Origin of the sequence: Sulfitobacter sabulilitoris (genome assembly GCF_005887615.1) — a bacterium.
GTDB classification, from domain to species: Bacteria; Pseudomonadota; Alphaproteobacteria; order Rhodobacterales; family Rhodobacteraceae; genus Sulfitobacter_E; species Sulfitobacter_E sabulilitoris.
Genome location: NZ_VANS01000001.1, coordinates 1,167,904 through 1,191,611 on the forward strand (window position 1 = coordinate 1,167,904; position 23,708 = coordinate 1,191,611).

At 65.2% G+C, this 23,708-nt stretch carries 25 protein-coding genes and 2 tRNA genes; 14 read left to right on the forward strand and 13 right to left on the reverse strand.

What is annotated here, in order from left to right:
* The first annotated feature begins 43 nt into the window (after positions 1-43).
* Together FDT80_RS05530 and FDT80_RS05535 are read left to right on the forward strand one after the other, a co-directional pair.
* Entirely contained in the window at positions 44-1,192 is a 1,149-nt protein-coding gene (locus FDT80_RS05530; RefSeq protein ID WP_138661204.1) for an alpha-hydroxy acid oxidase, read from the forward strand.
* Positions 1,193-1,338: 146 nt separating this feature from the next.
* Positions 1,339-4,779, forward strand: a complete 3,441-nt coding sequence (locus tag FDT80_RS05535; RefSeq protein WP_138661205.1) for a pyruvate carboxylase — start codon at positions 1,339-1,341, stop codon at positions 4,777-4,779.
* Between the two features lie 45 nt (positions 4,780-4,824).
* Here the strand turns inward: FDT80_RS05535 and FDT80_RS18980 are convergent, their stop codons facing one another.
* Positions 4,825-5,850 carry a hypothetical protein gene (locus FDT80_RS18980; RefSeq protein WP_212733840.1) on the reverse strand — a complete coding sequence of 342 codons (1,026 nt, stop codon included), beginning with the start codon at positions 5,848-5,850 and terminating at the stop codon, positions 4,825-4,827.
* 269 nt (positions 5,851-6,119) lie between these two features.
* On the opposite strand from FDT80_RS18980, the gene FDT80_RS05545 reads away from it, so the two are divergent.
* Positions 6,120-6,194 (forward strand) — tRNA-Gly (locus FDT80_RS05545).
* A gap of 105 nt (positions 6,195-6,299) precedes the next feature.
* Here FDT80_RS05545 and FDT80_RS05550 read toward each other — a convergent pair.
* The 5 genes from FDT80_RS05550 to FDT80_RS05570 form a co-directional block, all read right to left on the reverse strand.
* The gene (locus tag FDT80_RS05550; RefSeq protein ID WP_138661206.1) at positions 6,300-7,151 is read right to left on the reverse strand and encodes a metal ABC transporter permease; all 852 of its coding nucleotides are present in this window, start codon (positions 7,149-7,151) and stop codon (positions 6,300-6,302) included.
* Positions 7,148-8,023, reverse strand: coding sequence for a metal ABC transporter permease (locus FDT80_RS05555; RefSeq protein WP_138661207.1), 876 nt, complete (start codon positions 8,021-8,023; stop codon positions 7,148-7,150). Before FDT80_RS05555 ends, FDT80_RS05550 begins: the two co-directional genes overlap by 4 nt.
* A complete protein-coding gene (locus FDT80_RS05560) occupies positions 8,023-8,919 on the reverse strand; it encodes a manganese/iron ABC transporter ATP-binding protein (protein ID WP_138661796.1) in 897 nt (298 codons plus the stop codon). The genes FDT80_RS05555 and FDT80_RS05560 overlap by 1 nt, the downstream gene beginning before the upstream one ends.
* Positions 8,920-8,984: 65 nt before the next feature.
* Positions 8,985-9,896: a metal ABC transporter substrate-binding protein gene (locus FDT80_RS05565; protein WP_138661208.1), complete on the reverse strand. Its 912-nt coding sequence runs from the start codon at positions 9,894-9,896 to the stop codon at positions 8,985-8,987.
* A 166-nt stretch (positions 9,897-10,062) separates the two neighbouring features.
* Positions 10,063-10,719: a GntR family transcriptional regulator gene (locus FDT80_RS05570; protein ID WP_138661209.1), complete on the reverse strand. Its 657-nt coding sequence runs from the start codon at positions 10,717-10,719 to the stop codon at positions 10,063-10,065.
* Positions 10,720-10,857: 138 nt separating this feature from the next.
* On the opposite strand from FDT80_RS05570, the gene dctP reads away from it, so the two are divergent.
* The 5 genes from dctP (at position 10,858) to FDT80_RS05595 (ending at position 16,555) form a co-directional block, all read left to right on the forward strand.
* Positions 10,858-11,844, forward strand: coding sequence for a TRAP transporter substrate-binding protein DctP (dctP, locus tag FDT80_RS05575; protein ID WP_138661210.1), 987 nt, complete (start codon positions 10,858-10,860; stop codon positions 11,842-11,844).
* Positions 11,845-11,916: 72 nt separating this feature from the next.
* Positions 11,917-12,465 (forward strand): TRAP transporter small permease, encoded by a 549-nt coding sequence (locus tag FDT80_RS05580; RefSeq protein ID WP_138661211.1) that lies wholly within the window; start codon positions 11,917-11,919, stop codon positions 12,463-12,465.
* Complete coding sequence (locus FDT80_RS05585; RefSeq protein ID WP_138661212.1) at positions 12,466-13,782, forward strand: TRAP transporter large permease; 1,317 nt, start codon at positions 12,466-12,468, stop codon at positions 13,780-13,782. It begins immediately after the preceding gene.
* The gene (locus tag FDT80_RS05590) at positions 13,779-15,026 is read left to right on the forward strand and encodes a malonyl-CoA decarboxylase (RefSeq protein ID WP_138661213.1); all 1,248 of its coding nucleotides are present in this window, start codon (positions 13,779-13,781) and stop codon (positions 15,024-15,026) included. Before FDT80_RS05585 ends, FDT80_RS05590 begins: the two co-directional genes overlap by 4 nt.
* Before the next feature lie 14 nt (positions 15,027-15,040).
* Entirely contained in the window at positions 15,041-16,555 is a 1,515-nt protein-coding gene (locus tag FDT80_RS05595; protein WP_138661214.1) for a malonate--CoA ligase, read from the forward strand.
* Positions 16,556-16,562: 7 nt separating this feature from the next.
* Here the strand turns inward: FDT80_RS05595 and FDT80_RS05600 are convergent, their stop codons facing one another.
* Positions 16,563-16,910: a hypothetical protein gene (locus FDT80_RS05600; protein WP_246039872.1), complete on the reverse strand. Its 348-nt coding sequence runs from the start codon at positions 16,908-16,910 to the stop codon at positions 16,563-16,565.
* Positions 16,907-17,146, reverse strand: a complete 240-nt coding sequence (locus FDT80_RS05605; protein ID WP_138661215.1) for an Lrp/AsnC family transcriptional regulator — start codon at positions 17,144-17,146, stop codon at positions 16,907-16,909. The genes FDT80_RS05600 and FDT80_RS05605 overlap by 4 nt, the downstream gene beginning before the upstream one ends.
* 140 nt (positions 17,147-17,286) lie before the next feature.
* On the opposite strand from FDT80_RS05605, the gene hisB reads away from it, so the two are divergent.
* On the forward strand, positions 17,287-17,874 hold the full coding sequence (gene hisB, locus FDT80_RS05610) for an imidazoleglycerol-phosphate dehydratase HisB (RefSeq protein WP_138661216.1): 588 nt from the start codon (positions 17,287-17,289) through the stop codon (positions 17,872-17,874).
* A 3-nt stretch (positions 17,875-17,877) separates the two neighbouring features.
* Positions 17,878-18,516, forward strand: coding sequence for an imidazole glycerol phosphate synthase subunit HisH (hisH, locus tag FDT80_RS05615; protein WP_138661217.1), 639 nt, complete (start codon positions 17,878-17,880; stop codon positions 18,514-18,516).
* Positions 18,517-18,521: 5 nt separating this feature from the next.
* Here the strand turns inward: hisH and FDT80_RS05620 are convergent, their stop codons facing one another.
* Both FDT80_RS05620 and FDT80_RS05625 read right to left on the reverse strand, forming a co-directional pair.
* On the reverse strand, positions 18,522-18,938 hold the full coding sequence (locus FDT80_RS05620; protein WP_246039873.1) for a DUF2147 domain-containing protein: 417 nt from the start codon (positions 18,936-18,938) through the stop codon (positions 18,522-18,524).
* 149 nt (positions 18,939-19,087) lie between these two features.
* Positions 19,088-19,474 (reverse strand): DUF2147 domain-containing protein, encoded by a 387-nt coding sequence (locus tag FDT80_RS05625; RefSeq protein ID WP_138661218.1) that lies wholly within the window; start codon positions 19,472-19,474, stop codon positions 19,088-19,090.
* Positions 19,475-19,624: 150 nt separating this feature from the next.
* Here FDT80_RS05625 and hisA point away from each other — a divergent pair, with 150 nt between their 5' ends.
* The 3 genes from hisA to FDT80_RS05640 all read left to right on the forward strand — a co-directional run bounded on the left by hisA (position 19,625) and on the right by FDT80_RS05640 (position 21,515).
* The gene (gene hisA, locus FDT80_RS05630; RefSeq protein WP_138661219.1) at positions 19,625-20,344 is read left to right on the forward strand and encodes a 1-(5-phosphoribosyl)-5-[(5-phosphoribosylamino)methylideneamino]imidazole-4-carboxamide isomerase; all 720 of its coding nucleotides are present in this window, start codon (positions 19,625-19,627) and stop codon (positions 20,342-20,344) included.
* Positions 20,345-20,448: 104 nt separating this feature from the next.
* Positions 20,449-21,210: an imidazole glycerol phosphate synthase subunit HisF gene (gene hisF, locus FDT80_RS05635; protein WP_138661220.1), complete on the forward strand. Its 762-nt coding sequence runs from the start codon at positions 20,449-20,451 to the stop codon at positions 21,208-21,210.
* Positions 21,207-21,515, forward strand: a complete 309-nt coding sequence (locus FDT80_RS05640) for a phosphoribosyl-ATP diphosphatase (RefSeq protein WP_138661221.1) — start codon at positions 21,207-21,209, stop codon at positions 21,513-21,515. Before hisF ends, FDT80_RS05640 begins: the two co-directional genes overlap by 4 nt.
* Positions 21,516-21,613: 98 nt before the next feature.
* Here the strand turns inward: FDT80_RS05640 and FDT80_RS05645 are convergent, their stop codons facing one another.
* The 3 genes from FDT80_RS05645 to rlmB form a co-directional block, all read right to left on the reverse strand.
* Positions 21,614-22,081 carry a CoA-binding protein gene (locus tag FDT80_RS05645; protein ID WP_138661222.1) on the reverse strand — a complete coding sequence of 156 codons (468 nt, stop codon included), beginning with the start codon at positions 22,079-22,081 and terminating at the stop codon, positions 21,614-21,616.
* A gap of 206 nt (positions 22,082-22,287) precedes the next feature.
* Positions 22,288-22,629, reverse strand: coding sequence for a hypothetical protein (locus FDT80_RS05650; protein ID WP_138661223.1), 342 nt, complete (start codon positions 22,627-22,629; stop codon positions 22,288-22,290).
* A gap of 9 nt (positions 22,630-22,638) precedes the next feature.
* Positions 22,639-23,415: a 23S rRNA (guanosine(2251)-2'-O)-methyltransferase RlmB gene (gene rlmB, locus FDT80_RS05655; protein ID WP_138661224.1), complete on the reverse strand. Its 777-nt coding sequence runs from the start codon at positions 23,413-23,415 to the stop codon at positions 22,639-22,641.
* 133 nt (positions 23,416-23,548) lie between these two features.
* Here rlmB and FDT80_RS18840 point away from each other — a divergent pair.
* A tRNA-Tyr gene (locus FDT80_RS18840) sits at positions 23,549-23,632 on the forward strand.
* The last annotated feature ends 76 nt before the right edge of the window (positions 23,633-23,708 follow it).

The window sequence follows — 23,708 nt, forward strand, 5'->3', positions numbered from 1 at the left end:
GTTTTTGCGCCACCTCTGGACAATCGCGCGGCGGCGGCGGCAAATGGCGCATATGGACCTGCACAACACCTATCCCGCGTTGTCCGATCTGCGCCGCCGCGCGCAGCGGCGACTCCCGAAATTCGTCTGGGAATACCTGGATTCGGCCACCGGGACCGAAGCCACCAAACATCACAACCGCCGCAGGCTGGACCGTGTCGGGCTGATGCCCTCGGTGCTGCACGGCGAATTCGAACCCGACCTGGGCGTCGATGTCCTGGGCGCGCGCCTGCCCTTGCCGTTCGGCATCGCACCGGTCGGCATGTCGGGCCTGATCTGGCCCGATGCCGAAGGCCACCTGGCACGGGCGGCGGCGCGCGCCGGAATTCCTTATGGGCTGTCCACCGTCGCAAGCCAGTCACCCGAGGATCTGGCCCCGCACCTGGGCGCGCATGGCTGGTTTCAGATGTATCCGCCCCGCGACCCCGACATCCGCGCCGACATGCTGGCGCGCGCGCGCGGCGCCGGGTTCGGCACGCTGATCCTGACGCTGGATGTCCCCGTGGCATCGCGCCGCGAACGCCAGACCCGGTCGGGCCTGACACAGCCGCCGCGCCTGACCCCCCGCCTGCTGGCGCAGGTGGCCCTGCGTCCCGCCTGGGCCTTGGGGATGGCGCAGCGGGGCATGCCCCGGATGCGGATGCTGGAGAAATACAGCACCGCGACGGCGACAACCCTGTCGTCCACCGCGCATGTCGGATACCTGCTGCGCACGACGCTGGATTGGGACTATGTCCATCGCCTGCGCGAGGCCTGGGACGGGCCGTTCATCGTCAAGGGCGTGCTTCGCCCCGAGGATGCGGCCCCCCTGGCGGCGGCGGGGATCGATGCGATCTGGGTGTCGAACCACGCCGGCCGCCAGTTCGACGCGGCCCCCGCCAGCATCGACGCGCTGCCGGGCATCCGCGCCGCGACGGATCTGCCGCTGATTTTCGACAGCGGGATCGAAGGCGGGCTGGATATCCTGCGCGCCTTTGCCCTTGGTGCGGACTTCGTGATGCTGGGCCGCGCCTTTCATTTCGCGCTGGCCGCCCTGGGCCCGCGCGGAATAGACCACCTGATCGACATTCTGGCCAAGGATCTGATCGCCAACATGGGGCAACTGGGCGCGCGCGACCTGCGCAGTCTGCCTGCGGCCTTTGCCCTGCCGTGACTGCCGCCACAGATATCCGCTTGCAAATGCCGCGCCGCAGCACTTTGATGGCGCACAGATCGGGCCGCTACCCAGTTCTACGAGTTTACCCCTTTGGGTTTTCTTCCTAAACAGGCCCGACGCCCGCAACCTGACAGAGGCCAAGCATGACCGAGTTCCGCAAGATACTGATCGCCAACCGGGGCGAAATCGCCATTCGCATCATGCGCGCCGCGAACGAGATGGGCAAGAAGACCGTCGCCATCTATGCCGAAGAGGACAAGCTGGGCCTGCACCGTTTCAAGGCAGACGAGGCCTACCGCATCGGCGAGGGGCTGGGCCCGGTGGCCGCGTATCTGAGCATCGACGAAATCATTCGCGTGGCCAAGGCCAGCGGCTCCGACGCGGTGCACCCCGGCTATGGCCTGCTGTCGGAAAACCCCGACCTGGTGGACGCCTGCGAACAAAACGGCATCACCTTCATCGGTCCGCGCGCAGAGACGATGCGCAAGCTGGGCGACAAGGCCAGCGCGCGACGCGTCGCGATCGAGTCGGGCGTGCCGGTAATCCCCGCGACCGAGGTGCTGGGCACCGACATGGACGCCATTCGCAAGGAAGCGGCTGCGGTCGGCTATCCCCTGATGCTCAAGGCGTCCTGGGGCGGCGGCGGGCGTGGCATGCGCCCGATCCTCAGCGAGGATGAACTGGAGGAAAAGGTTCTCGAAGGCCGCCGCGAAGCCGAGGCCGCCTTTGGCAACGGCGAGGGCTATCTGGAAAAGATGATCCAGCGCGCCCGCCATGTCGAAGTGCAGATCCTTGGCGATACCCATGGCAACATCTACCACCTCTATGAGCGTGACTGCTCGGTGCAGCGCCGCAACCAGAAGGTGGTGGAGCGCGCGCCCGCACCCTACCTCTCGGAGGCGCAGCGCGCCGAGTTGTGCGAGCTGGGCCGCAAGATCTGCGCCCATGTGAATTACGAATGCGCGGGCACGGTCGAATTCCTGATGGATATGGACGACGAGCAGTTCTACTTCATCGAGGTGAACCCCCGCGTGCAGGTCGAACACACCGTCACCGAGGAAGTGACCGGCATCGACATCGTGCGCGCGCAGATCCTGATCGCCGAGGGCAAGACCATTGCCGAGGCGACCGGCAAGGCGCGCCAGGAGGATATCACCCTCACCGGGCACGCATTGCAGACGCGGATCACCACCGAGGATCCGCAGAACAACTTCATTCCCGATTATGGCCGCATCACCGCCTATCGTTCGGCCACGGGCATGGGTATCCGGCTGGATGGCGGAACGGCCTATGCGGGGGGCGTGATCACGCGCTATTACGACAGCCTGCTGACCAAGGTGACGGCCAAGGCGCCGACGCCCGAAATGGCGATTGCCCGGATGGACCGGGCGTTGCGCGAATTCCGCATCCGCGGCGTCAGCACCAACATCGCCTTCGTCGAAAACCTGCTCAAGCATCCGACGTTTCTCAACAACGAATACACCACCAGGTTCATCGACGAGACGCCCGAGCTGTTTCAGTTCAAGCAGCGGCGCGACCGTGGCACCAAGGTGCTGACCTATATCGCGGACATCACCGTCAACGGCCACCCCGAGACCAAGACCCACCCCCGCCCGGCGGCCCATGTGCGCGACCCCAGGCCGCCGCGGCTGCGGGCCGAGCCGACGATGGGCACCCGCAACCTGCTGGAACAGAAGGGCCCGCAGGCCGTCGCCGACTGGATGGGGCAGCAGCGGCAACTTCTGGTGACCGATACCACCATGCGCGACGGGCACCAAAGCCTGCTGGCCACGCGGATGCGCAGCCACGACATGATCAAGGTGGCGCCGGCCTATTCCGCCAACCTGCCGCAGCTTTTCTCGGTCGAATGCTGGGGCGGAGCGACCTTCGACGTGGCCTATCGCTTCTTGCAGGAATGCCCCTGGCAGCGGCTGCGCGACCTGCGCGCGGCCATGCCCAACGTGATGACCCAGATGCTGCTGCGCGGATCGAACGGGGTTGGCTATACCAATTACCCCGACAACGTGGTGCAGGAATTCGTGCGTGTCGCGGCGGGCACCGGCGTCGACGTGTTCCGCGTGTTCGACAGCCTCAACTGGGTGGAGAACATGCGCGTCGCGATGGATGCGGTGATCGACAGCGGCAAGATCTGCGAAGGGGCGGTCTGCTATACCGGCGACATCCTCGATCCCGACCGCGCCAAGTACGACCTGAAATACTATGTCAAGATGGGCAAGGACCTGCGCGATGCGGGTGCGCATATTCTCGGCCTCAAGGACATGGCGGGCCTGTTGAAGCCCGCGGCCGCGCGGCAACTGATCCGCGCGCTCAAGACCGAAGTCGGCCTGCCCATCCATTTCCACACCCACGACACCGCCGGGGTGGCCTGCGCGACGATCCTCGCCGCATCCGAAGCGGGCGTGGACGCGGTCGATTGCGCGATGGACGCCTTCAGCGGCAACACCAGCCAGGCAACCTTCGGGTCGGTGGTCGAAGCGCTGCGCCACACCGACCGGGACACCGGCTTCGACATCGGCGCGGTGCGCGACATCTCGAACTACTGGGAAGAGGTGCGCGGCCATTACGCCGCCTTCGAAAGCGGCATGCAGGCGCCCTCCTCCGAGGTCTACCTGCACGAGATGCCCGGCGGGCAGTTCACCAACCTCAAGGCGCAGGCCGCGTCGCTGGGCCTGGCGGACCGCTGGCCCGAGGTGGCGCACACCTATGCGGATGTGAACCAGATGTTCGGCGATATCGTCAAGGTCACGCCCAGCTCGAAGGTGGTGGGCGACATGGCGCTGATGATGGTGAGCCAGGGCCTGACCCGGGCCGAGGTCGAGGACCCCGGGACCGAAGTGTCCTTTCCCGACAGCGTGATCGACATGATGCGCGGCAACCTGGGCCAGCCCCCCGGCGGGTTCCCCGACGGCATCGTGAAAAAGGTGCTGAAGGACGAGGCCCCCAATACCGAACGCCCCGGCAAGCACCTGCCCCCCGCCGATCTTGAGGCGCTGCGCGCCGAAGCCAGCGCGGCGATGGACGGCAAGCCCGTCGATGACGAGGACCTGTCGGGATACCTGATGTATCCCAAGGTGTTCCTCGACTACATGGGCCGCCATCGCACCTATGGCCCGGTGCGCGTGCTGCCCACCAAGACATTCTTTTACGGTATGGAACCGGGCGAGGAAATCAGCGCCGAGATCGACCCCGGCAAGACGCTCGAAATCCGCCTGCAGGCCGTGGGCGAGACCAACGAGGACGGCGAGGTCAAGGTGTTCTTTGAACTGAACGGCCAGCCGCGCGTGATCCGGGTGAGCAACCGCCTTGTCAAATCCACGACCGTTCAGCGCCCCAAGGCCGAAGCTGGCAACCCCGACCATATCGGCGCACCGATGCCCGGCGTCGTGGCCAGCGTCGCCGCCAAGGAAGGGGCGCGGGTCAAGGCCGGCGACCTGCTGCTGACGATCGAGGCCATGAAGATGGAAACCGGCATCCACGCAGAGCGCGATGCCGTGGTCAAGGCCATGCATGTCCAACCCGGCAGCCAGATCGACGCCAAGGACCTGCTGGTCGAATTGGAGTGATCCATTCCCCGCGCCGTAGAAGGCGCGGGGAAAGGACCGTGTGGTTCAGTCCTGAACTTCGGCGGTTTCCGACAGGCCCAGAAGATCGTTGAGTTCCGCCAGAGCCTCGGGCGACAGGTCGGACGCGCCCGGCAATGCATCAAAGCTGGACTGCGTGATGTCCTCGGCCTCGGACACTTTGTCAGCGGCGAGCGCGGCGGTCGCCTCTGCTTCGGTCACGTCCTCTTCGGCTTCGGAGACCCGCGTCCCGGCCAGCGTGACGTCCTCCTCGGCCGCGCGCTGCGCCTCCTTGGCTTCGGCCAATTCGGCCTCCGTCGCCGTGGAGGATGCCTCGACCTCGGCCAGGGTCGCCTCGGCCTTGTCCAGCATGTCCTGCGCTTCGCTGAGCGCTGCGATCGCTGCGGTTTCCTCCGCGATCGCCTCTTCGACGCCAAGCAGCGCGCCTGCCAATGCGTCCTCGGCCTCGACCTCGGCGATCGTCGCCTCGCGGTAGGTATTGAGCATCCCCGGCATGCTGTTCGGGGCGGCGTTCTGCAGTCCGTTCAGGCTTGCGTGGGCCGCGTTCAGACCCTTGAGCTCGGACGCGATGGCGCCCCGGCTCGAGCGCGCGTTCGGCCGGGCAGAGACGCGCGCGGCCTGAACGCTCGGGCCTTTGGCGCCCTTCGCCTTGCCCTTGGTGCCGGGCGTGGCATTTGCACTGCGTTCCTTGCCTGCGGATTTCCCGGCCCCCGAGCCATGGCTGGCCGCGTCGCGGCCCTTGCCCTGACCAAGCGACTTGCCGCCACCCGATGACCCGCCCCAGGCCGATCCGCCGGCGTTGCCGTTCGCGCCGCCATTTCCATTGCCGCCGCCGTTTCCGTTGCCGCCGCCGTTTCCACCACCGTTGCCGCCGCCGTTTCCATTGCCGCCGCCGTTTCCACCACCATTGCCGCCGCCATTGCCGCCACCATTGCCGCCGCCATTGCCCTTGGCAAAGGCCGGCTCAGCGACGAATGTCGCCGTCACGACGCCCAAGGCCCCCGAAAGCGCCAGAACCAGGCCGAAGGCGCCTAAACAAGTCTTTCGTCTCATGCCAATTCTCTTTCTTTCTCGTTGTCCAAATGCCTGTCGGCGATCACGCCACACTGCCGTCACCAAAGGCGATCTGTATATAGTACCGCGTCTTTATGGCGATTCTGCGCCAAAACACGCCGAATGCGCGATCTGGAGCCGCCACCCGGATCCGCGCCTTGGTCCGCCCCCGGAACCATCTTCGCCAATCCGATTTTTTTTGCCGGTTTGCCTGATTTTCCTCTTGCAGGTGCCCGCATGTCTGGGTATTTCCGCCTCACACGAAGGAAGCGGGCGTAGCTCAGGGGTAGAGCATAACCTTGCCAAGGTTAGGGTCGGGCGTTCGAATCGCCTCGCCCGCTCCAACGTGGACCGCACCCCACGGTCGAACATAAAAGGCCGCCTTAGGGCGGCCTTTTGTTCTTTCATTTATTATTTTTTTCCAGTGACTTGGCGGGCGATCTTGACGCCTATCGCAGGGCCGTGCCCTGGGCCTTCGACGCGGCGCGGGTCAGCAGCACGCGGCGCAGGAACGCGGCGATGAAGATCGCCGTCAGGACCAGCACGATGGTCGGCGCAGGCGCGCTGTCGATGAAAAAGCTGAGGTAGGCACCGGTCACCATCGCGCCCAGACAGACCCCAACCGACACCACCAGCATCCAGCCGAAACTGCGCACGGTCAGAAAGGCGACCGCACCCGGCGTCACCAAAAGCGCCACCGCAAGGATCAGCCCCACCGACGACAACGTGGCCACGATGGTCAGCGACAGTATCGTCAACAGCCCGTAATGCAGCACAGCGACCGGCAGACCGCTGGCCTGCGCCTGTGCCGGATCAAAGGCATGCAACAGGAAATCCCGCCATTTCAGCAGCAAGACCGCCGTCGTGAGCAGCGCGATGCCCCCCGCGGTCAGCAGGTCCTGCGCGCCGATGCCCAGCATGTTGCCGAACAGGATATGATCCAGATGCGCATCGCTCGGGAAGGCGGTGAACAGGATCAGCCCCACGGCGAACATGCCCGAGAAAACGACCCCCATCACCGTGTCTTCCTTGACCCTGCTGTTGGCGGCCAGATAGCCGGTCATCAGCGCGCAGGTCATGCCCGCGACAAAGGCCCCGAGGATCAGCGGCAGGTTCAGCAGATAGGCCAGAACGACACCCGGCAGGATCGCATGGCTGACCGCATCGCCCATCAGCGCCCAGCCCTTGAGCACCAGAAAACACGACAGCAACGCCGTGGGCGGCGCCACGATCAGCGCGATCAGGAACGCATTTTGCATGAATGGAAACTGGAACGGCAGCAGCAGCGTCTCGATGCTCATGGCATGGCCTTTCCGGGGACGGGTGCGCGCAGGGCCTGCGCCGCGCGGCGGCGCGCGGCCAGCAGCCCATGCTTGGGCGCCAGCACAAAGGCCACCAGGAAGATCAGCGTTTGCAGGGTCACGATGATCCCACCCGTCGCACCATCAAGGAAATAGCTGGCGTAGGCGCCGGTAAAACTGGTGATGGATCCGATCAGCACCGACACGACCAGCAACCGGTCGAACCGGTCGCACAGCAGATAGGCCGTGGCCCCCGGCGTCACCACCATCGCGATGACCAGGAACGCCCCCACCGTCTGCATCGCCGCCACGACCGAGGCCGACAGCAGCACGAAGAACATCGCCTTGAGCAGATCGGGCCGCAACCCGATGGAGCGCGCGTGGTTTTCATCGAAGAAGGTGACCAGAAGATCCTTCCACTTGGCCAGCAGCACCGCCAGCGACACGAAGCCGATGATCGCCAGTTGCAGCGTATCCTGCGGCGTGATGGCAAGGATGTTGCCCATCGTGATGGTCTGCACGCTGATCGCCATCGGACTGAGCGACACCATGAACAGGCCCAGCCCGAAGAAGGATGTGAAGATGATCCCGATGATGACGTCGATCTTGAGACCGGAGCGCCCCGACAGGAACAGCATCGCCCCCGCCGCCAGCCCGCCCGCGATGAAGGCGCCCAGGGCAAAGGGCAGGCCCAGCAGGTAGGCCCCTGCGACACCCGGCACGACCGAATGGCTGAGCGCATCACCGATCAGCGACCAGCCCTTGAGCATCAGGTACGCCGACAGGAAGGCGCAGACACCTCCCACCAGCGCCGAGACCCACATCGCGTTGGTCATGTAGCCATACCCGAAGGGTTCCAGCAGAAGGTCCATCAGCCCTTGTCCTCGTCCCCGGAGGCGCGTTCGCCGTAGTGCACGAAGGGGCGTTCGTCGTCGGTGATGATCCGGATTTCGCGCGGGTCGTCGTCGTCATGCAGGTCCGCCCCGCCCAGGGTGAAGTGCCGCAGCACGCCGCCGAACGCGGTTTCGAGGTTTTCGCGGGTGAACACCTCGTCCGTCGGGCCGAAGGCCGTGACCGTGCCCTTGACCAGGATCGTGCGGTCGCAGAATTCCGGCACCGATCCAAGGTTGTGGGTCGAGACCAGCATCACCCGCCCCTCGTCGCGCAGGGCCCGCAACAGCGCGACGATCTGTTCCTCGGTCTTGACGTCGACGCCGGTGAACGGCTCGTCGAGCAGGATCACCTGCCCCTCCTGCGCCAGGGCGCGGGCCAGGAACACGCGCTTGCGCTGGCCGCCGGACAGTTCGCCGATCTGGCGGTGGCGGTAGGCGGACATGCCGACCCGCTCCAGCGCTTCGCTGACCTTCTTGCGGTCGGTGTCAGAGGGGCGGCGCAGGAAGCCCATGTGTCCGTAGCGCCCCATCATCACCACGTCCTCGACCAGCACGGGAAAGGCCCAGTCGACTTCCTCCGCCTGCGGCACATAGGCCACCAGGTTTTCGCGCAGGGCATCCTTGACGCTGCGGCCAAGCACCGCGATATCGCCCCGGGCCATCGGCACGAAGCCCATGATCGCCTTGAACAAGGTGGATTTGCCGGCGCCATTCACGCCCACGAGCGCCGTCACCGTGCCGCGCGGGATCTCGAAGCTGGCGTCGCGCAGCGCGGTATGGCCATTGCGGTAGGTCACCGTGACATCGCGCGCACGGATGCCGGCGCCAGCGGTGTCCTGCGCCGGCCCCGCCCCCGGCCCCGGCTTGAGTTTCATCGCCTTGTCCAGCACAAGTGTCCGTCCTTTCATGCCCGCGCGCCCGTCCTTGGGCCTCGCGTGGATCAGTTTGTAGCGCCCGTCAGGCCGTTTGCGACGGTTTCGGTCGTCACGCGCAGCAGATCCAGATACGTCGGCACCGGACCGTCGTGTTCGCTCAGGCTATCGACGTAGAGCACGCCGCCATAGGCCGCGCCGGTTTCACGCGCGACCTGCCGGGCGGGTGCGGTGTTGACGGTGCTTTCGCAAAAGACCACGGGAATGTCATTGGCCCGCACCCCGTCGATGACCGCGCGCACCTGCTGCGGCGTGCCGACCTGATCGGCGTTCATGGGCCAAAGATACAACTCTTTCATGCCGAAATCCCGCGCGAAATAGCTGAACGCCCCTTCGCAGGTCGCAAGCCACCGATCCTGCGGCGGGATCGTCTCGATCCGGGCGCGCAGGGGGGCGATGGTGTCGCGCACCTGAGCCTTGTAGCGTTCGGCGTTGGCGGCATAGGTCGCGGCGTTGTCGGGGTCGTGCTGCGACAGGGCGTCGCGGATATTGTCGATATAGATCATCGCGGCGTCCACGCCCATCCAGGCATGCGGATTCGCCTTGCCCTCATAGCTGCCCTCGGTGATCGAGATCGGCTCGATCCCGTCCGACAAGGTCGCCGACGGCACATCGCCGAGATTGCTGAGGAACTGTTCGAACCACAGTTCGAGGTTCAGACCGTTCCACAGGATAAGGTCCGCACCGCTGGCGCGCACGATGTCGCCCGGCGTTGGCGAATACCCGTGGATTTCGGCGCCCGGCCGGGTCACCGACACGACCTCGGCGGCGTCGCCCGCCACGTTCTGCGCCATATCGGCCAGCACGGTAAAGGTCGTCACCACCTTGAGCTTGTCACCCGCCGCAGCGACGGGCCCCGATAGCGAGGCAAGAACGCCGGCCGCCAGAATGGCCAGCCGAAAAGCATGGGAACGCAGCATGATGGAAATCTCCTTGGGGTCAGGCGTGGCAATCGGCCCGCGTCGTCCGGGCCGCATGCCTTAATTGCGAACCATTCGCAAGAAGTCAAGAAGAATGAGAATAATTCGCAAGTCGGAGGCGCAGCCATTCCTCCGGCGCAGGGCCGATCGCCATCGGGTCCGGTGATTATTGCGCCGCCATCCGCAAGCTGGCCAGCAGGTGATGGAACTTCTCGCCCTGAACGGCAACATGCAGCCGCAGGGCCGTCGCCGCCTGCTCAGGCTCCGCCGCCCGCAAGGCGACGACGATCGCCTCATGCTCGGCCATCGATTGCACCATGCGGCCCCGAAGGCGGAGCTGCAAACGGCGGTAGGGCTTGAGCCGCCGGTGCAGGCGCAGCGCCTCGTGCTCAAGAAAGCTGTTGCCGGATTGCGCGTAGATCGTGTTGTGGAACCGCTCGTTCTCGCGGTAATAGCCGTCCGCGTCATCCGCCGCGATCGCAGCCTGGCAGCGCGCGTTCGCTTCCTCCAGCACGGCCAGGGCGTCTTCGGAAATGCGCGACGCGGCCAGACGTCCGCAGACGCCTTCGATTTCGGCCATCGTCTCGAACATCTCCATCAATTCGACGGGACCGGGCTGGCGGACAAAGACCCCTCGCCGGGGCAGTTGCTCGGCCAGGCCCGAAGACACAAGCCGTTGCAAAGCCTCGCGAATCGGGGTGCGCGACACGCCGAACATCTTGGCCAGCCGAATTTCGTCCAGCCGGTCGCCATCGGTGAAATCACCGGCGAAAACCCGTTCTTCCAGGGCGTCGGCGATCATGTCTGCGCGACGTGTTTCCATGCCAAACCCTTAGCTATTCAGGCGTTTGTGCGCAAGATGCAATTTATTGTATACAATCTGGTTGACACAGGTTGCCCCAGCGGAAACACTGACCCTCAGGCCCGGATTCGTCTTAACCGGGCACAATGGGAGGATACCATGAAGACCAATCTGCTTTCCGCCGCGGCTGCCGCGGCCCTGCTGGTTCTGGGCACGGCCGCCAGCGCCACCGAATTGCGCCTGTCGCATCAGTGGTCCAACAACGACGTGCGCCACAAGGTCGCCCAGATCGTCGCGGACGAAGCCGCAGCGGCGAATGTCGATCTCGAGATCAAGATCTTCGGCGGCAAGTCGCTGTTCAAGCCGCGCGAGCAGTACAACCCGCTCAGCCGCGGACAGCTTGACATGACCGTCCTGCCGCTCAGCTATGCCGGTGGCCAGCAGCCCGCCTACAACCTGACGCTGATGCCCGGCCTGGTGAAGAACCACGATCATGCGGCGCGTCTGGTCAAGTCGCCCTTTATGGCCGAACTGGAAAAGAAGATGGCCGAAGACGACGTGATGGTGCTGGTGCATGGCTACCTCGCGGGCGGATTTGCCGGCAAGGACGGCTGCATCACCTCGATCGACGACATGCCCGGCAAGCAGACCCGCGCCGCCGGCAAGGCGTTCGAGCAGATGTTGGCAGGCGCCGGCGCGTCGATCGCCTCGATGGCCAGCTCCGAAATCTACAACGCCATGCAGACAGGCGTTCTGGACGCGGCCAACACCTCGTCCTCGTCTTTCGTCAGCTACCGCATCTACGAGCAGGTCGCCTGCTACACGCCTCCGGGCGATTTCGCACTTTGGTTCATGTATCAGCCGCTTCTGGTGAACAAGAGCACCTTTGAAGCCCTGACACCCGAGCAGCAGGCCGCCCTGCGCGCAGGTGCCGAAAAGGCGCAGGCCTTCTATCTGGAAGAGGCCAAGAAGGAAGACGCCGAAAGCCGCCGCGTCTTTTCCGAAGCCGGCGTCGAGATCGACGACATGACCGCCGAGGAATTCGAAGCCTGGCGCGAATTGGCGGCCAGGACCTCCTACAAGGCGTTCGTCGAAGAGACGCCGGACGGTCAGATGCTGCTGGACCTGGCGCTCGCCGTCGAGTGATCCGGCCCCTGGGGTGGCGCCGTCCCGGCGCTGCCCCTGCCCCTGTTCTTCCCCTACCCAAAGGACCACGCCATGTCTGGTCAGACCACGGTCGCCGTGGCCCCCGTCGGGAACAACCCGTTCCTGCGCGCGGTGGCCGCACTATCCACACTTGCCGGCTGGTGCTCTGCCGCGATGATCGTCATTGCCGTGGGCATCACCTGCCAGATGATCTTCATCCGCTTCGTCCTCAACGGCTCGACCGTGTGGCAGACCGAGGCGGTGATCTACCTGATGATCGCGGCCACGCTTGTGGGCCTGCCCTATGTGCAGCGGTTGCGCGGGCATGTGAACGTCGATCTCATTCCGCTGGCACTGCCGATGGGCGCGCGTCGCGCACTGGCGATCCTGACGCTGACGGTGTCGTCGGCCATTGTCGCGATGATGCTGTGGTACGGCTATGAATACTGGCATTTCGCGTGGGATCGCGGCTGGCGGTCCGATACCGTCTGGGGCGTGCGGCTTTGGATACCCTACCTCGCGCTGCCTGTTGGGTTTGGCCTGCTGCTGTTGCAACTGCTGGCCGATCTGTTGGCCGTCATCCTGAAAATCGACCGCCCCTTCGGTCTGGAGGAGCACTGAATGGATCCGCTGCTGTTGGGCGCTTTGGTCGCCATCTTTACCATCCTGGTCCTGTTTTCCGGCGTGTCCGTCGCCATCGGCCTGTTGATCGTCTCGGCCGGATTCCTCATGGTCTTCGATGGGATGCGCTCGCTCGAACTCATGCCCGAAATCTTCTTCGGCAAGCTCGACAATTTCGCACTTCTGTCAATCCCGATGTTCATCATCATGGGCTCTTCCATCGCCTCGACCCGCGCCAGCGCGGATCTTTACGAGGCGCTGGAGCGCTGGCTCACGCGCGTGCCGGGCGGGCTTGTCATCTCCAACCTCGGGGCCTGCGCGCTGTTTGCCGCGATGTCCGGTTCCAGCCCGGCGACCTGTGCCGCCATCGGCAAGATGGGCATCCCCGAAATGCGCAAGCGCGGCTATCCCGACGGCGTCGCCGCGGGTTCCATCGCGGCGGGCGGCACACTGGGCATCCTGATCCCGCCCTCGGTCACGATGATCGTCTATGGCATCGCGACCGAAACTTCGATCGGGCGGCTTTTCCTGGCCGGCGTCATTCCCGGTCTGATGCTGGTCGGCCTGTTCATGGCCTGGTCGATGTATTCGACCTGGCGGTCGGGCAACCTCGCCGTGATCAGCGCGCGCACCTACAGCTGGACCGAAAAATTCGAGGTCCTGCCCCGCGTATTGCCGTTCCTCGCCATCATCGTCGGGGTGCTTTACGCGCTCTACGGCGGGATCGCCACGCCGTCGGAAACGGCGGCCATCGGCGCGCTGCTGTGCCTGCTGATCGCGATGATCATCTACAAGTTGTGGAACCCGCGCGACCTTTGGGTGGTCCTGCGCGACAGCACGCGGGAATCGGTGATGATCCTGTTCATCATCGCCGCCGCCGGTGTGTTCTCCTACATGCTCAGCAGCCTGTTCATCACGCAGGCGATCGCCGAATGGATCGGCACGCTGGATGTGAACCGCTGGGTGCTGATGGCCTGTGTGAACGTGTTCCTGCTGATCGCCGGGTTCTTCCTGCCACCCGTGGCGGTGATCCTGATGGCGGCGCCGATCCTGCTGCCGATCATCACCACCGCGGGCTTCGATCCGATCTGGTTCGCCGTGGTGCTGACGATCAACATGGAAATCGGCCTGATCTCACCGCCCGTGGGCCTTAACCTCTACGTAATCAACGGCATCGCGCCCGACATCTCGCTCAAGACCATCCTCTACGGCTCATTGCCCTTCGTGGCCTGCATGGTGCTTGCCATCGTGCTATTGTGCCTCTTCCCGGGGCTCGCGACGTGGTTGCCTGACGCAGTGATGGGACCCGGGTTTTGAGCTTTCTCGCCGATCTTCTCTCAACCGTCTTTGAACGACGCTATCGCGGGGCGCGCGAACCCGATGCCAAGGGCCGCAGCATCAAGGAGCTTTGCCACGATCTGCTGGGCAGTTCGGGCGAAGTGTCGGGCACCATTCTGGCGCGGCTGATCCTGGATCAATACGCCGGGATGGACGACGCCGCCAAGATCGAGTTCTTCACCTTTCTGGTGCGCGATCTCGGGATCGACCCGCCACGCATCCGCGACGCGCTGGACGGCTTCGAGGCGGTGCCCGACAAGGCCAGTTACCGCAGGTTCCTCGCGGTGGCCGAACCCGCGCGACAGGAACTGGCGCGGCGGCTCAACCAGGTGCCGGGCGCGACCGGGCGGCTGGTGGGCATGCGGCGCGATCTGCTCAGGCTGGCGCGCGATCATCCCGATTTCGCCGTGGTCGATCTGGATTTCCGGCATCTCTTCTCCTCGTGGTTCAATCGCGGCTTTCTGGTGCTGCGCCCGATCAACTGGGACAGCCCCGCGGGTATTCTGGAAAAGATCATCGCCTACGAGGCGGTGCACGCCATCGACAGCTGGGACGACCTGCGCCGTCGTCTCGCCCCCGAGGACCGCCGCTGCTTTGCGTTCTTTCACCCCTCCATGCCGAACGAGCCGCTGATTTTCGTCGAGGTGGCGCTGACACGCGGAATTCCCGGATCGGTGCAGGGGTTGCTGGCCGACGCGCGCGAGGTGATCGCGGCGCGCGACGCCGATACCGCCGTGTTCTACTCGATTTCGAACTGCCAGGCGGGGCTTGCCGGCATTTCCTTCGGCAACTCGCTGATCAAGCAGGTGGTCGCCGATCTCAGCCGCGAACTGCCGAAGCTGTCGACCTTTGTCACCCTGTCGCCGATCCCCGGCCTTGCCCGCTGGACCGGCGAGGATGGCGCGACGCTGGCCGCGATGAAGCCCGATCTGTTGCGCCAACTGGCCGCGCATTACCTGCTGGAGGCCAAGCGCCCCGATGGCACGCCATTCGATCCGGTGGCGCGATTCCATCTGGGCAACGGTGCCCTGGTGCACGCCGTGCACGCCGATGCCGACGTGTCGCCCAACGGGATCGCACAATCGGGGGGGGCGATGGTCAATTACCTTTACGACACCGCCCTGATTTCGCAAAACCACGAAGGATTCGCCGCAGCGCACAGCATCGCCGCCTCGCCCGAGGTGACGGCGCTTGCCTCTGCCGCGAAACCGAAACCCGCCTGAAAAGGAGCCGCGCGATGGCCAACCCGCTTTATGACACCCTGTTTGGACGCCACGCGGGCCAGGACACCCCCTTCCTGCACCTGCCCGATGGCACCACGCTGAGCCATGATGCCTTTTTGCAGACCGCCGCGCGTTATGCCCATACCCTGACCGACCTGGGGCTTGTCCCCGGCGACCGGCTGGCGGTGCAAATCGAAAAATCGCCCGAAGCGCTGGCGGTCTATGCCGCCTGCGCGCAGACCGGCGTGGTCTTCCTGCCGCTCAATACCGCCTATACCGCCGACGAAGTCGCCTATTTCGTCGACAACAGCGGCGCCAAGCTGCTGCTCTGCGACCCGTCCAGGCAACAGGCGCTCGTGCCCATCGCCAAATCCTGCGCGGCGCGGCTGGAAACGCTCGACAGCGATGGCGCTGGCACGTTCGCGGGGCTGGCGACGGACCACCCGACGCAATTCGACACATCGGATCGCGGCGCCGACGATCTGGCGGCCTTCCTGTACACCTCGGGCACCACGGGCCGGTCCAAGGGCGCGATGCTGAGCCAGGCCAACCTGCTGTCCAACGCCGAGACCCTGACCGATTACTGGCGGTTCACGGCCGATGACGTGTTGCTGCACGCGCTGCCGATCTTTCACACGCACGGGCTGTTCGTGGCCACCAACGTCACGCTGATGGCCGGAGGATCGATGATCTTTCTGCCGAAATTCGATCTGGACGAGATGATCGCGCAGATGCCCCGCGCCACCGCCATGATGGGTGTGCCCACCTTCTACACGCGGCTTCTGGGCGACGACCGCTTTGACAGCGGCCTGACACAGCACATGCGGCTGTTCATCTCGGGCTCGGCGCCTCTGCTGGCCGAGACGCATGTCGAATTCGAGGCCCGGACCGGCCACCGCATTCTCGAGCGCTACGGGATGACGGAAACCAACATGAACACATCCAACCCCTATGACGGCGAACGGCGCGCGGGCACCGTGGGCTTTGCCCTGCCCGGCGTCGAGCTGAAGATCACCGACCCCGCCACCGGCGACAGCCTGCCGCAGGGCGAGATCGGCCAGATCGAAGTGCGCGGCCCCAACGTGTTCCAGGGCTATTGGCAAATGCCCGAAAAGACGGCCGAGGAACTGCGCGAGGACGGGTTTTTCATCACCGGCGACCTGGGTCAGATCGACGCCGACGGGTACGTCAGCATCGTCGGCCGCAACAAGGATCTGATCATTTCGGGCGGATACAATATCTACCCCAAGGAAATCGAGCTTCTGCTCGATGAGCAGCCCGGTGTGCAGGAATCGGCCGTCATCGGCGTGCCGCATCCGGATTTCGGGGAAACCGTGGTCGGCGTTCTGGTGCCGCAGTCCGGCAAGACGCCCGACCTTGACGCAATCGCCCGCGACATCGGCACCTCGCTGGCGCGCTTCAAGCAGCCACGCAAGCTGGTGGTCGTGCCGGAACTGCCGCGCAATACGATGGGCAAGGTGCAAAAGAACCTGCTGCGCGACGACTACGGCGACCTGTTCACCGCATGAGCAGGGGTCAGTTGATCGGAAACTGCACGAGGCACTGCGCCGCGTAGCGCTCGAAATCCGCGAACGTCTGTTCCAGATCGCGGCGGTCGCGCACGATCTTGAGGGCCGCTTTCTTCTGCGGCCACGTCCCGCTGACGTGCCGTTCGAGGATCAGCACGGTGATGGCCAGCATGATCTCCTTGTCCACCGGGCGCATCCGGCCCGCCGCCTCCAGCGCCGAGGCGGTATAGGCCAGCGTGTTGGCGCAGCGCAGCGCCGCCGCCTCGGACCCGGTATAGGTCCGCGCCTCCAGCGCCGCGGCGGGGCCGGCCCCTGCCCCCAGCGCACAGGCCAGCGCAAGGGCGAGCCGTCTCAAAAGACCTTGAACGTCATGGTGGTAAGCGATCGCTCTATCCCCTTGATGTCGAGCAGATGATCGTTGATGTATTTGCCGACATCCGCCTCCTTTGGAATATAGAGCTTCATCAGCAGGTCATAATCTCCGCTGGTGGAATAAAGCTCCGAATGTATCTCGCGCAAGGCGATCTCCTCGGCCACCTCGTAGGTGGTGCCGGGGCGGCAGCGGATCTGGATGAAGACGCAGGTGCTCATGGGGAAGTCCTTGAAAAGGCGCGTGTGTGTCCGGACCCAAGCTGGCATATCCGGCACCGGGGCCGCAATCCCTGATCGCAGACGCTTGGCGCGGGCCGCATGACTGCTATAAGGGCGCGAAAGACACCAAGGGGCCGCGCATGCGACAGCACACAATCACCCGCACCACCGCCGAGACCGACATCACCGTGACCGTCGATCTCGATGGCACCGGCGCCTATGACAACCAGACCGGCGTGGGGTTCTTCGATCACATGCTCGACCAGCTTGCGCGCCACTCGCTGATCGACATGACCGTGCGCGCCAAGGGCGACCTGCACATTGACGACCACCACACGGTCGAGGACGTGGGCATCGCGCTGGGTCAGGCGCTGAGCGGGGCGCTGGGCGACAAGCGCGGCATCCGCCGCTATGGCGCGTGCCTGCTGCCGATGGACGATGCGCTGGTGCGCGCGGCGCTGGACCTCTCCGCCCGGCCCTTCTTGGTGTGGAACGTGACCCTGCCGACACCCAGGATCGGCACCTTTGACACCGAATTGGTGCGCGAATTCTTCCAGGCGCTCAGCACCCATGGCGGCATCACCCTTCATGTCGACATGCTGCACGGGCTCAACAGCCATCACATCGCCGAGGCGGCGTTCAAATCCGTGGCCCGCGCCCTGCGCGACGCGGTAGAGGTCGATCCGCGCAAGGCGGCTGACATCCCCTCGACCAAGGGCGCGCTGTAAGCCATGCTGACGGCGATCATCGACTACGAGAGCGGCAACCTGCATTCGGCGCACAAGGCGTTCGAGCGGATGGCGCGCGAGGGCGACGCGGGCAAAGTCGTGGTGACGTCGGACGCCGATGTGGTGGCGCGCGCCGACCGGATCGTGCTGCCCGGCGACGGCGCCTTTCCTGCCTGCATGCGTGCGTTGAAGGGCCGGTCCGGCCTTTATTCGGCGATGGTCGAAGCCGTGGAGGACCGCGGCCGCCCGTTTCTCGGCATCTGCGTCGGTATGCAGCTCATGGCGACGTGGGGCCGCGAATACGACGACACCCCCGGCCTTGACTGGATCGGTGGCGAGGTGACGCGCATCACGCCCGCCGATCCCGCGCTGAAGGTGCCGCACATGGGCTGGAACGACCTGGTGATCGACCACCCGCACCCGGTGTTCGACGGCATCGCGACCGGCGATCACACCTATTTCGTTCATTCCTACCACATGGCGGTCGCGGACCCCGCGCAACGCCTTGCGCATGTGGACTACGCGGGCGATGTCACGGCTGTCGTGGGGCGCGGCACGATGCTGGGGTTTCAGTTCCACCCCGAGAAAAGCCAGACCACCGGCCTGCGGCTGATCGCCAACTTCCTGGCCTGGAGCCCCTGAACCGGTCATCTGATCCGGGTCCAGATCTGCCCTTGGCAGACCCCCGCCTTGCACGCCCGCACCGCCAGGCGGTCGCCGGCCAATGTCATGCTGGCAAGCGCCATCACGTTCAGCAGCGGCACATGCACCGTGCCGTTGCCATAGCGGCCGCCGCCCAGTGTCTCCAAATTCCAAAAAAGGTCGCGCCCGATGTTGCGGGTGCGCACCTCGCGGCCCTGACGGTCGAACGCGGCCTTGACCGTGCCGCAGAATTTGGCGGCGCAGGACCGGATCTCGATATGCGAGGTCAGTTTCTTGCGGTCCGGCTCGGTCTGCCAAAGCCCTTCCAGCGGATCGCGGGCCTCGGCCCGGTCCGCGCAGGCGATGACCAGCATCAGCGATACGACGATGGCGATAAGGATCTTGGTGACGACCTGCGACATTGCGATGCTCCGGCGGTGCGGCGAACCCTACGCTACCCCGACCGGCGCGGTCCGCCTTGCGGCACATCAAGACCTGGACGCCGAAACACGAAAAAGGGCAGGCTGCGATTGCACCCTGCCCGTCCGGTCGCGAAACCCTCGGCTTCGGTTTACTTGAGCCGCGTCCAGGTCTGCTTGGAGCAGATCAACCCGCCCGCGACACAGCCAGACAGTTTCACGCTGTCGCCCGCAAGGGCCATCTTGCCGATGTAGATCTTGTCATTGGACGGGCGCCAGACCTTGCCCTTGTAGTTGCCACCGCCGGAATTCGCCATGTCGATGACCAATGTCTTGCCGATGTTGGGCGACTGGTATTCGCCGCTGGCGTTGAAGGTCTTGGCGATCTTGCCGCAGTAATTCGGCCCGCAGGGTGCAATGACGACATGCGCAAAGGCACCATCGTCCGCTTCGGTCTTCCAGGTGCCTTCCAGCGGATCGGCCAGCGCGGCCCCCGCACAGGCAACGGCCAGCGCCGTCAATGCGATCAGTTTTTTCATCTTTGTCCTCCCGTTACCCGCGCACCATGACGGTGCCGCCACGATTCTCGCAAGATTGACCTTGGGTCGCACGCCATGCGAACGCTGCGTTGCAAATCGCCCCACCGCAGGGCAAAAGGCCAGTCAGGCAACGGCAAAGGCAGACCTCAGATGATCCTCTTCCCCGCGATCGACCTCAAGGACGGACAGGCCGTGCGCCTCGTCCACGGCGACATGGAACGCTCGACGGTCTTCAATGACGATCCGGCCGCGCAGGCCATGGAGTTCGTGAGCGCGGGCTGCGAGTGGCTGCACCTTGTCGATCTGAACGGCGCCTTCGCGGGCCAGCCCGTCAACGCCGCCCCGGTCGAGGCGATCCTCAAGGCCTGCAAGGTGCCCGCGCAACTGGGTGGCGGCATCCGCGACATGGCCACGATCGAAGCCTGGCTCGACAAGGGGCTGGCGCGGGTGATCCTCGGCACCGTCGCGGTCGAAGACCCCGGACTGGTGCGCGACGCCGCCCGCGCGTTCCCCGGCCAGGTCGCGGTGGGCATCGATGCGCGCGGCGGCAAGGTCGCCACCAAGGGCTGGGCGACGGAAACGGACGTGAACGCGACCGACCTTGCGAAATCCTTCGAAGACGCGGGCGTCGCGGCGATCATCTATACCGACATCAACCGCGACGGCGCCATGGGCGGCCCCAACATCGAGGCGACCGACGCGCTTGCCCGCGCCGTGTCGATCCCGGTCATCGCCTCCGGCGGGGTCTCGTCGCTGGACGATCTTCTGGCGCTGAAGCGCACCGGGGTCATCTCTGGCGCCATATCGGGCCGCGCGCTCTATGACGGGGCCATCGACCTTGAAACCGCCCTTGCCGCCCTGCGGTCGTGACGCCTCTTTTTCCGTGATGCCCTCGAAGGGGGAGCTTTCCGGGCCGCCGCCCCCCCCTCACTGCAACCCTTGCCGCCCTGCGCCGTGACCGCTAAACCACCCCCATGCTCAAGACCCGCATCATTCCCTGTCTCGATGTCGCCGACGGCCGCGTGGTCAAGGGCGTCAATTTCGTCGGCCTGCGCGACGCGGGCGATCCGGTGGATGCCGCGATCGCCTATGACGCCGCCGGTGCGGACGAATTGTGCTTTCTCGACATCCACGCCACGCATGAAAATCGCGGCACGATGTTCGACGTGGTGTCGCGCACGGCCGAGCATTGCTACATTCCCTTGACCGTCGGCGGTGGCGTGCGCAGCCCCGCGGACGTGCGCGCCCTGCTGCTCGCGGGCGCGGACAAGGTCAGCTTCAACTCCGCCGCGGTGGCCGACCCCGACGTGGTCGCGCGCTCTGCCGATCAATTCGGCAGCCAGTGCATCGTCGTGGCCATCGACGCGAAAACCGTCCGCCCGGGAAAATGGGAAATCTTCACGCATGGCGGTCGCAAACCCACCGGTATCGATGCCGTCGACTTCGCCCGCACCGTCACCGCGAAAGGCGCGGGCGAAATCCTTCTCACCTCGATGGATCGCGACGGCACGCGCGCGGGCTTCAACCTGCCCCTGACCCGCGCCATCGCGGATGCGGTAAATGTGCCCGTCATCGCCTCGGGGGGCGTCGGCACCCTCGATCACCTCGTCGAAGGCGTGCTCCAAGGCCACGCCTCCGCGGTGCTCGCCGCCTCGATCTTTCACTTCGGCGACTATTCCATCGCGCAGGCCAAGCGCCACATGGCCGAGGCCGGCATCCCGATGAGGCTGGCATGACCCTCGAGGATCTCTTCGCCATCATTCAGACCCGAAAGGCTGCCGACCCGCACAGCAGCTGGACCGCACAATTGCTGGCCAAGGGCCCCGAGAAATGCGCCGAGAAATTCGGCGAGGAAGCCATCGAGGCGATCATCGAAGCGGTCAAGGGCGACCGTGCCGCCTTGACCTCGGAGGCCGCGGACGTGCTCTATCACCTGCTGGTGATGCTGGCGGCCCGCGACGTCGATTTCGCCGACGTCCTGACCGAACTCGAGCGCCGGCAATCGCAATCCGGCCTCGCGGAAAAAGCGAACCGCCCCTAGCTTCTGTTGGCCCGAAATACCTTCGGGGGAATGGCGCATCGCGCCGTGGGGGTGGCAGACAGCCCCCCATGCCCGGTCGGGAAACGCCCGCGACCCGACTAAAGCTTGCTGGAAATGATCCCGGTCGCAAAACCGCCCATCCGCAATTCGCCGAACAGGCGCTGGTATTCGATCTTGGGGCACCGGTTCTGGATCACCGTCACCCCCCGCGCCTCCGCCTTGGCCGCGGCGGCCGGATGTTCCACGCCGATCTGCATCCAGATCGTCTGCAGGTCCGGGAAAGCGTCCAGCGCTTCGTCCACGATGGGCGGCACCGCCTCGGAGCGGCGAAAGATGTCGACCATGTCGACCGGTCCCTCTATCTCGCGCAGGCTGGCGCGCACGGTCTGCCCGAACAGGATCTCTCCTGCGTGCCCGGGGTTCACCGGCACCACCTCGAACCCCTTGAGGGACAGGTAGCGCGCCACGTAATAACTGGGCCGCACAGAGTTCATCGACACGCCCACCACGGCCACGCGGCGCGTTCGTGTCAGAATCGATTTCAGCAGGTCATCGGAATATGTCATGCCGACGACCCTAGACGGTTCGGACGGCAAAAAAAAGCGCCCCGGCAGCCAGTGCTTGGGGCGCATAGGTACGGAACGAGGGACAGTGAAGAGCATCAGGCGTTCCGTGCCTGCGCTCCTTTCGAAGATGGGTATTTCAACCCGATCCGAAAAGACCTTGTCGCGAAACTGTGAACAGCAGGTGAATTCTTCGCAAGACCGCCCGTTTAATCGAAAATATCCTCGACCGCGTCGAACGCCTCCTCCACCAGGTAGGCCAGGAACCCTTTGCGTTTCTTTTTTGGACGGCGCCACCCGCGCCGCAGGGCCAGTTTGGCCTCGCCGCCCAAGGGGAACCGCTTTTGCACGGGCGCGGGTCTGGACCGGTCCGGCGCGGGCCCGGAGCGGCACTGCGGCCTGGCGTCTGGCTGCACTGGAAGCGCCTTGAGATCGCGCAACGGCGCGCCGCACCGCGAGCAGGCCAGTTCGTGCCGGGTCTCGCCGCGCAGCACCAGCGCGGCGCGGGTGCCGCAATAACAGCAGGTCGCGATCTTCGTGGGAGTGCCCAAGCGTCCCTCCTATCCGTGGTCCTTGCTGGCATATAGGGCAATCGCAGCGGCGTTTGAGACGTTGAGCGACCCGAAAGCGCCGTCTGCGTCAATCCGCACCAGCGCATCGACGGTCGCCTTCGTCTTGTCGCGCAGACCCGGCCCCTCGGCACCCAGCACCAACGCGACTGCGCGGTCGCGCTTGCCGGCCACGGCCGCCTCGACGGTCTGCTCGGCTTCCCCGTCCAGACCGAGCACGAGGTATCCCATGCCCTGCAGCGCCTTGATCGTATCGCTGAGGTTGCGCACCCGCAGATAGGGCTGACGCTCCAGCGCGCCGCTCGCCGTCTTGGCCAAGGCACCTGTTTCCGGGGCGGAATGATGGCGTGTGCCGATCACCGCAGAGGCGCCCAGCACCTCGGCGGAGCGCAGAATCGCGCCCACGTTGTGCGGATCGGTCACCCGGTCCAGCAAGATCACGCGCGGCGCCGCGGGTCCGATGCACACGTCCTCCAGCCGCCCCCAGCTCAGCGGCTTGACCTCGAGCGCCGCGCCCTGGTGAACCGATCCGGGATCGAGCGGCGCGTTGAACTTGCGCGGATCCACGATTTCGGGCTCGATCGCGGCCTGCGCGATCGCATCTTCCAGCTTGTTGTGGGCATTCAGCGTGACGATAAGCTTTAATTTTTCGCGCGCGGGGTTCATCAGCGCGTCGCGCACCGCGTGCAGACCGAACAGCCACAGCGTCTCGCGCGCCTCTGCCTTCCTGTCCTGCTCTTTCGCCACGACCCACTTGGGCTTTTTCATCTCGCGCACCCCATGATTTTGGCGCAAAAAAGGTCGAGTTTTCGCCTTGACGCCTATCTGCCCCGCTTGTAATCACGCCTTCACGTTCAGCGCAATGCGCAGGGCACGTTCAGCGCACTGCGCAGGACAAAGTGGGCGACAGGCCGCAAGGTGTGGCAGGGGACTGTAACTCCCTCGCGGAGACGCACGCCTGGTTCGATTCCAGGGTCGCCCACCACTTTCCCCACCCGCCGATCCCCTGGTTCGCCGCCCGCGCAGTGGTCAAATCGCTTTAGTCGGCGCGCGCTTGCGCC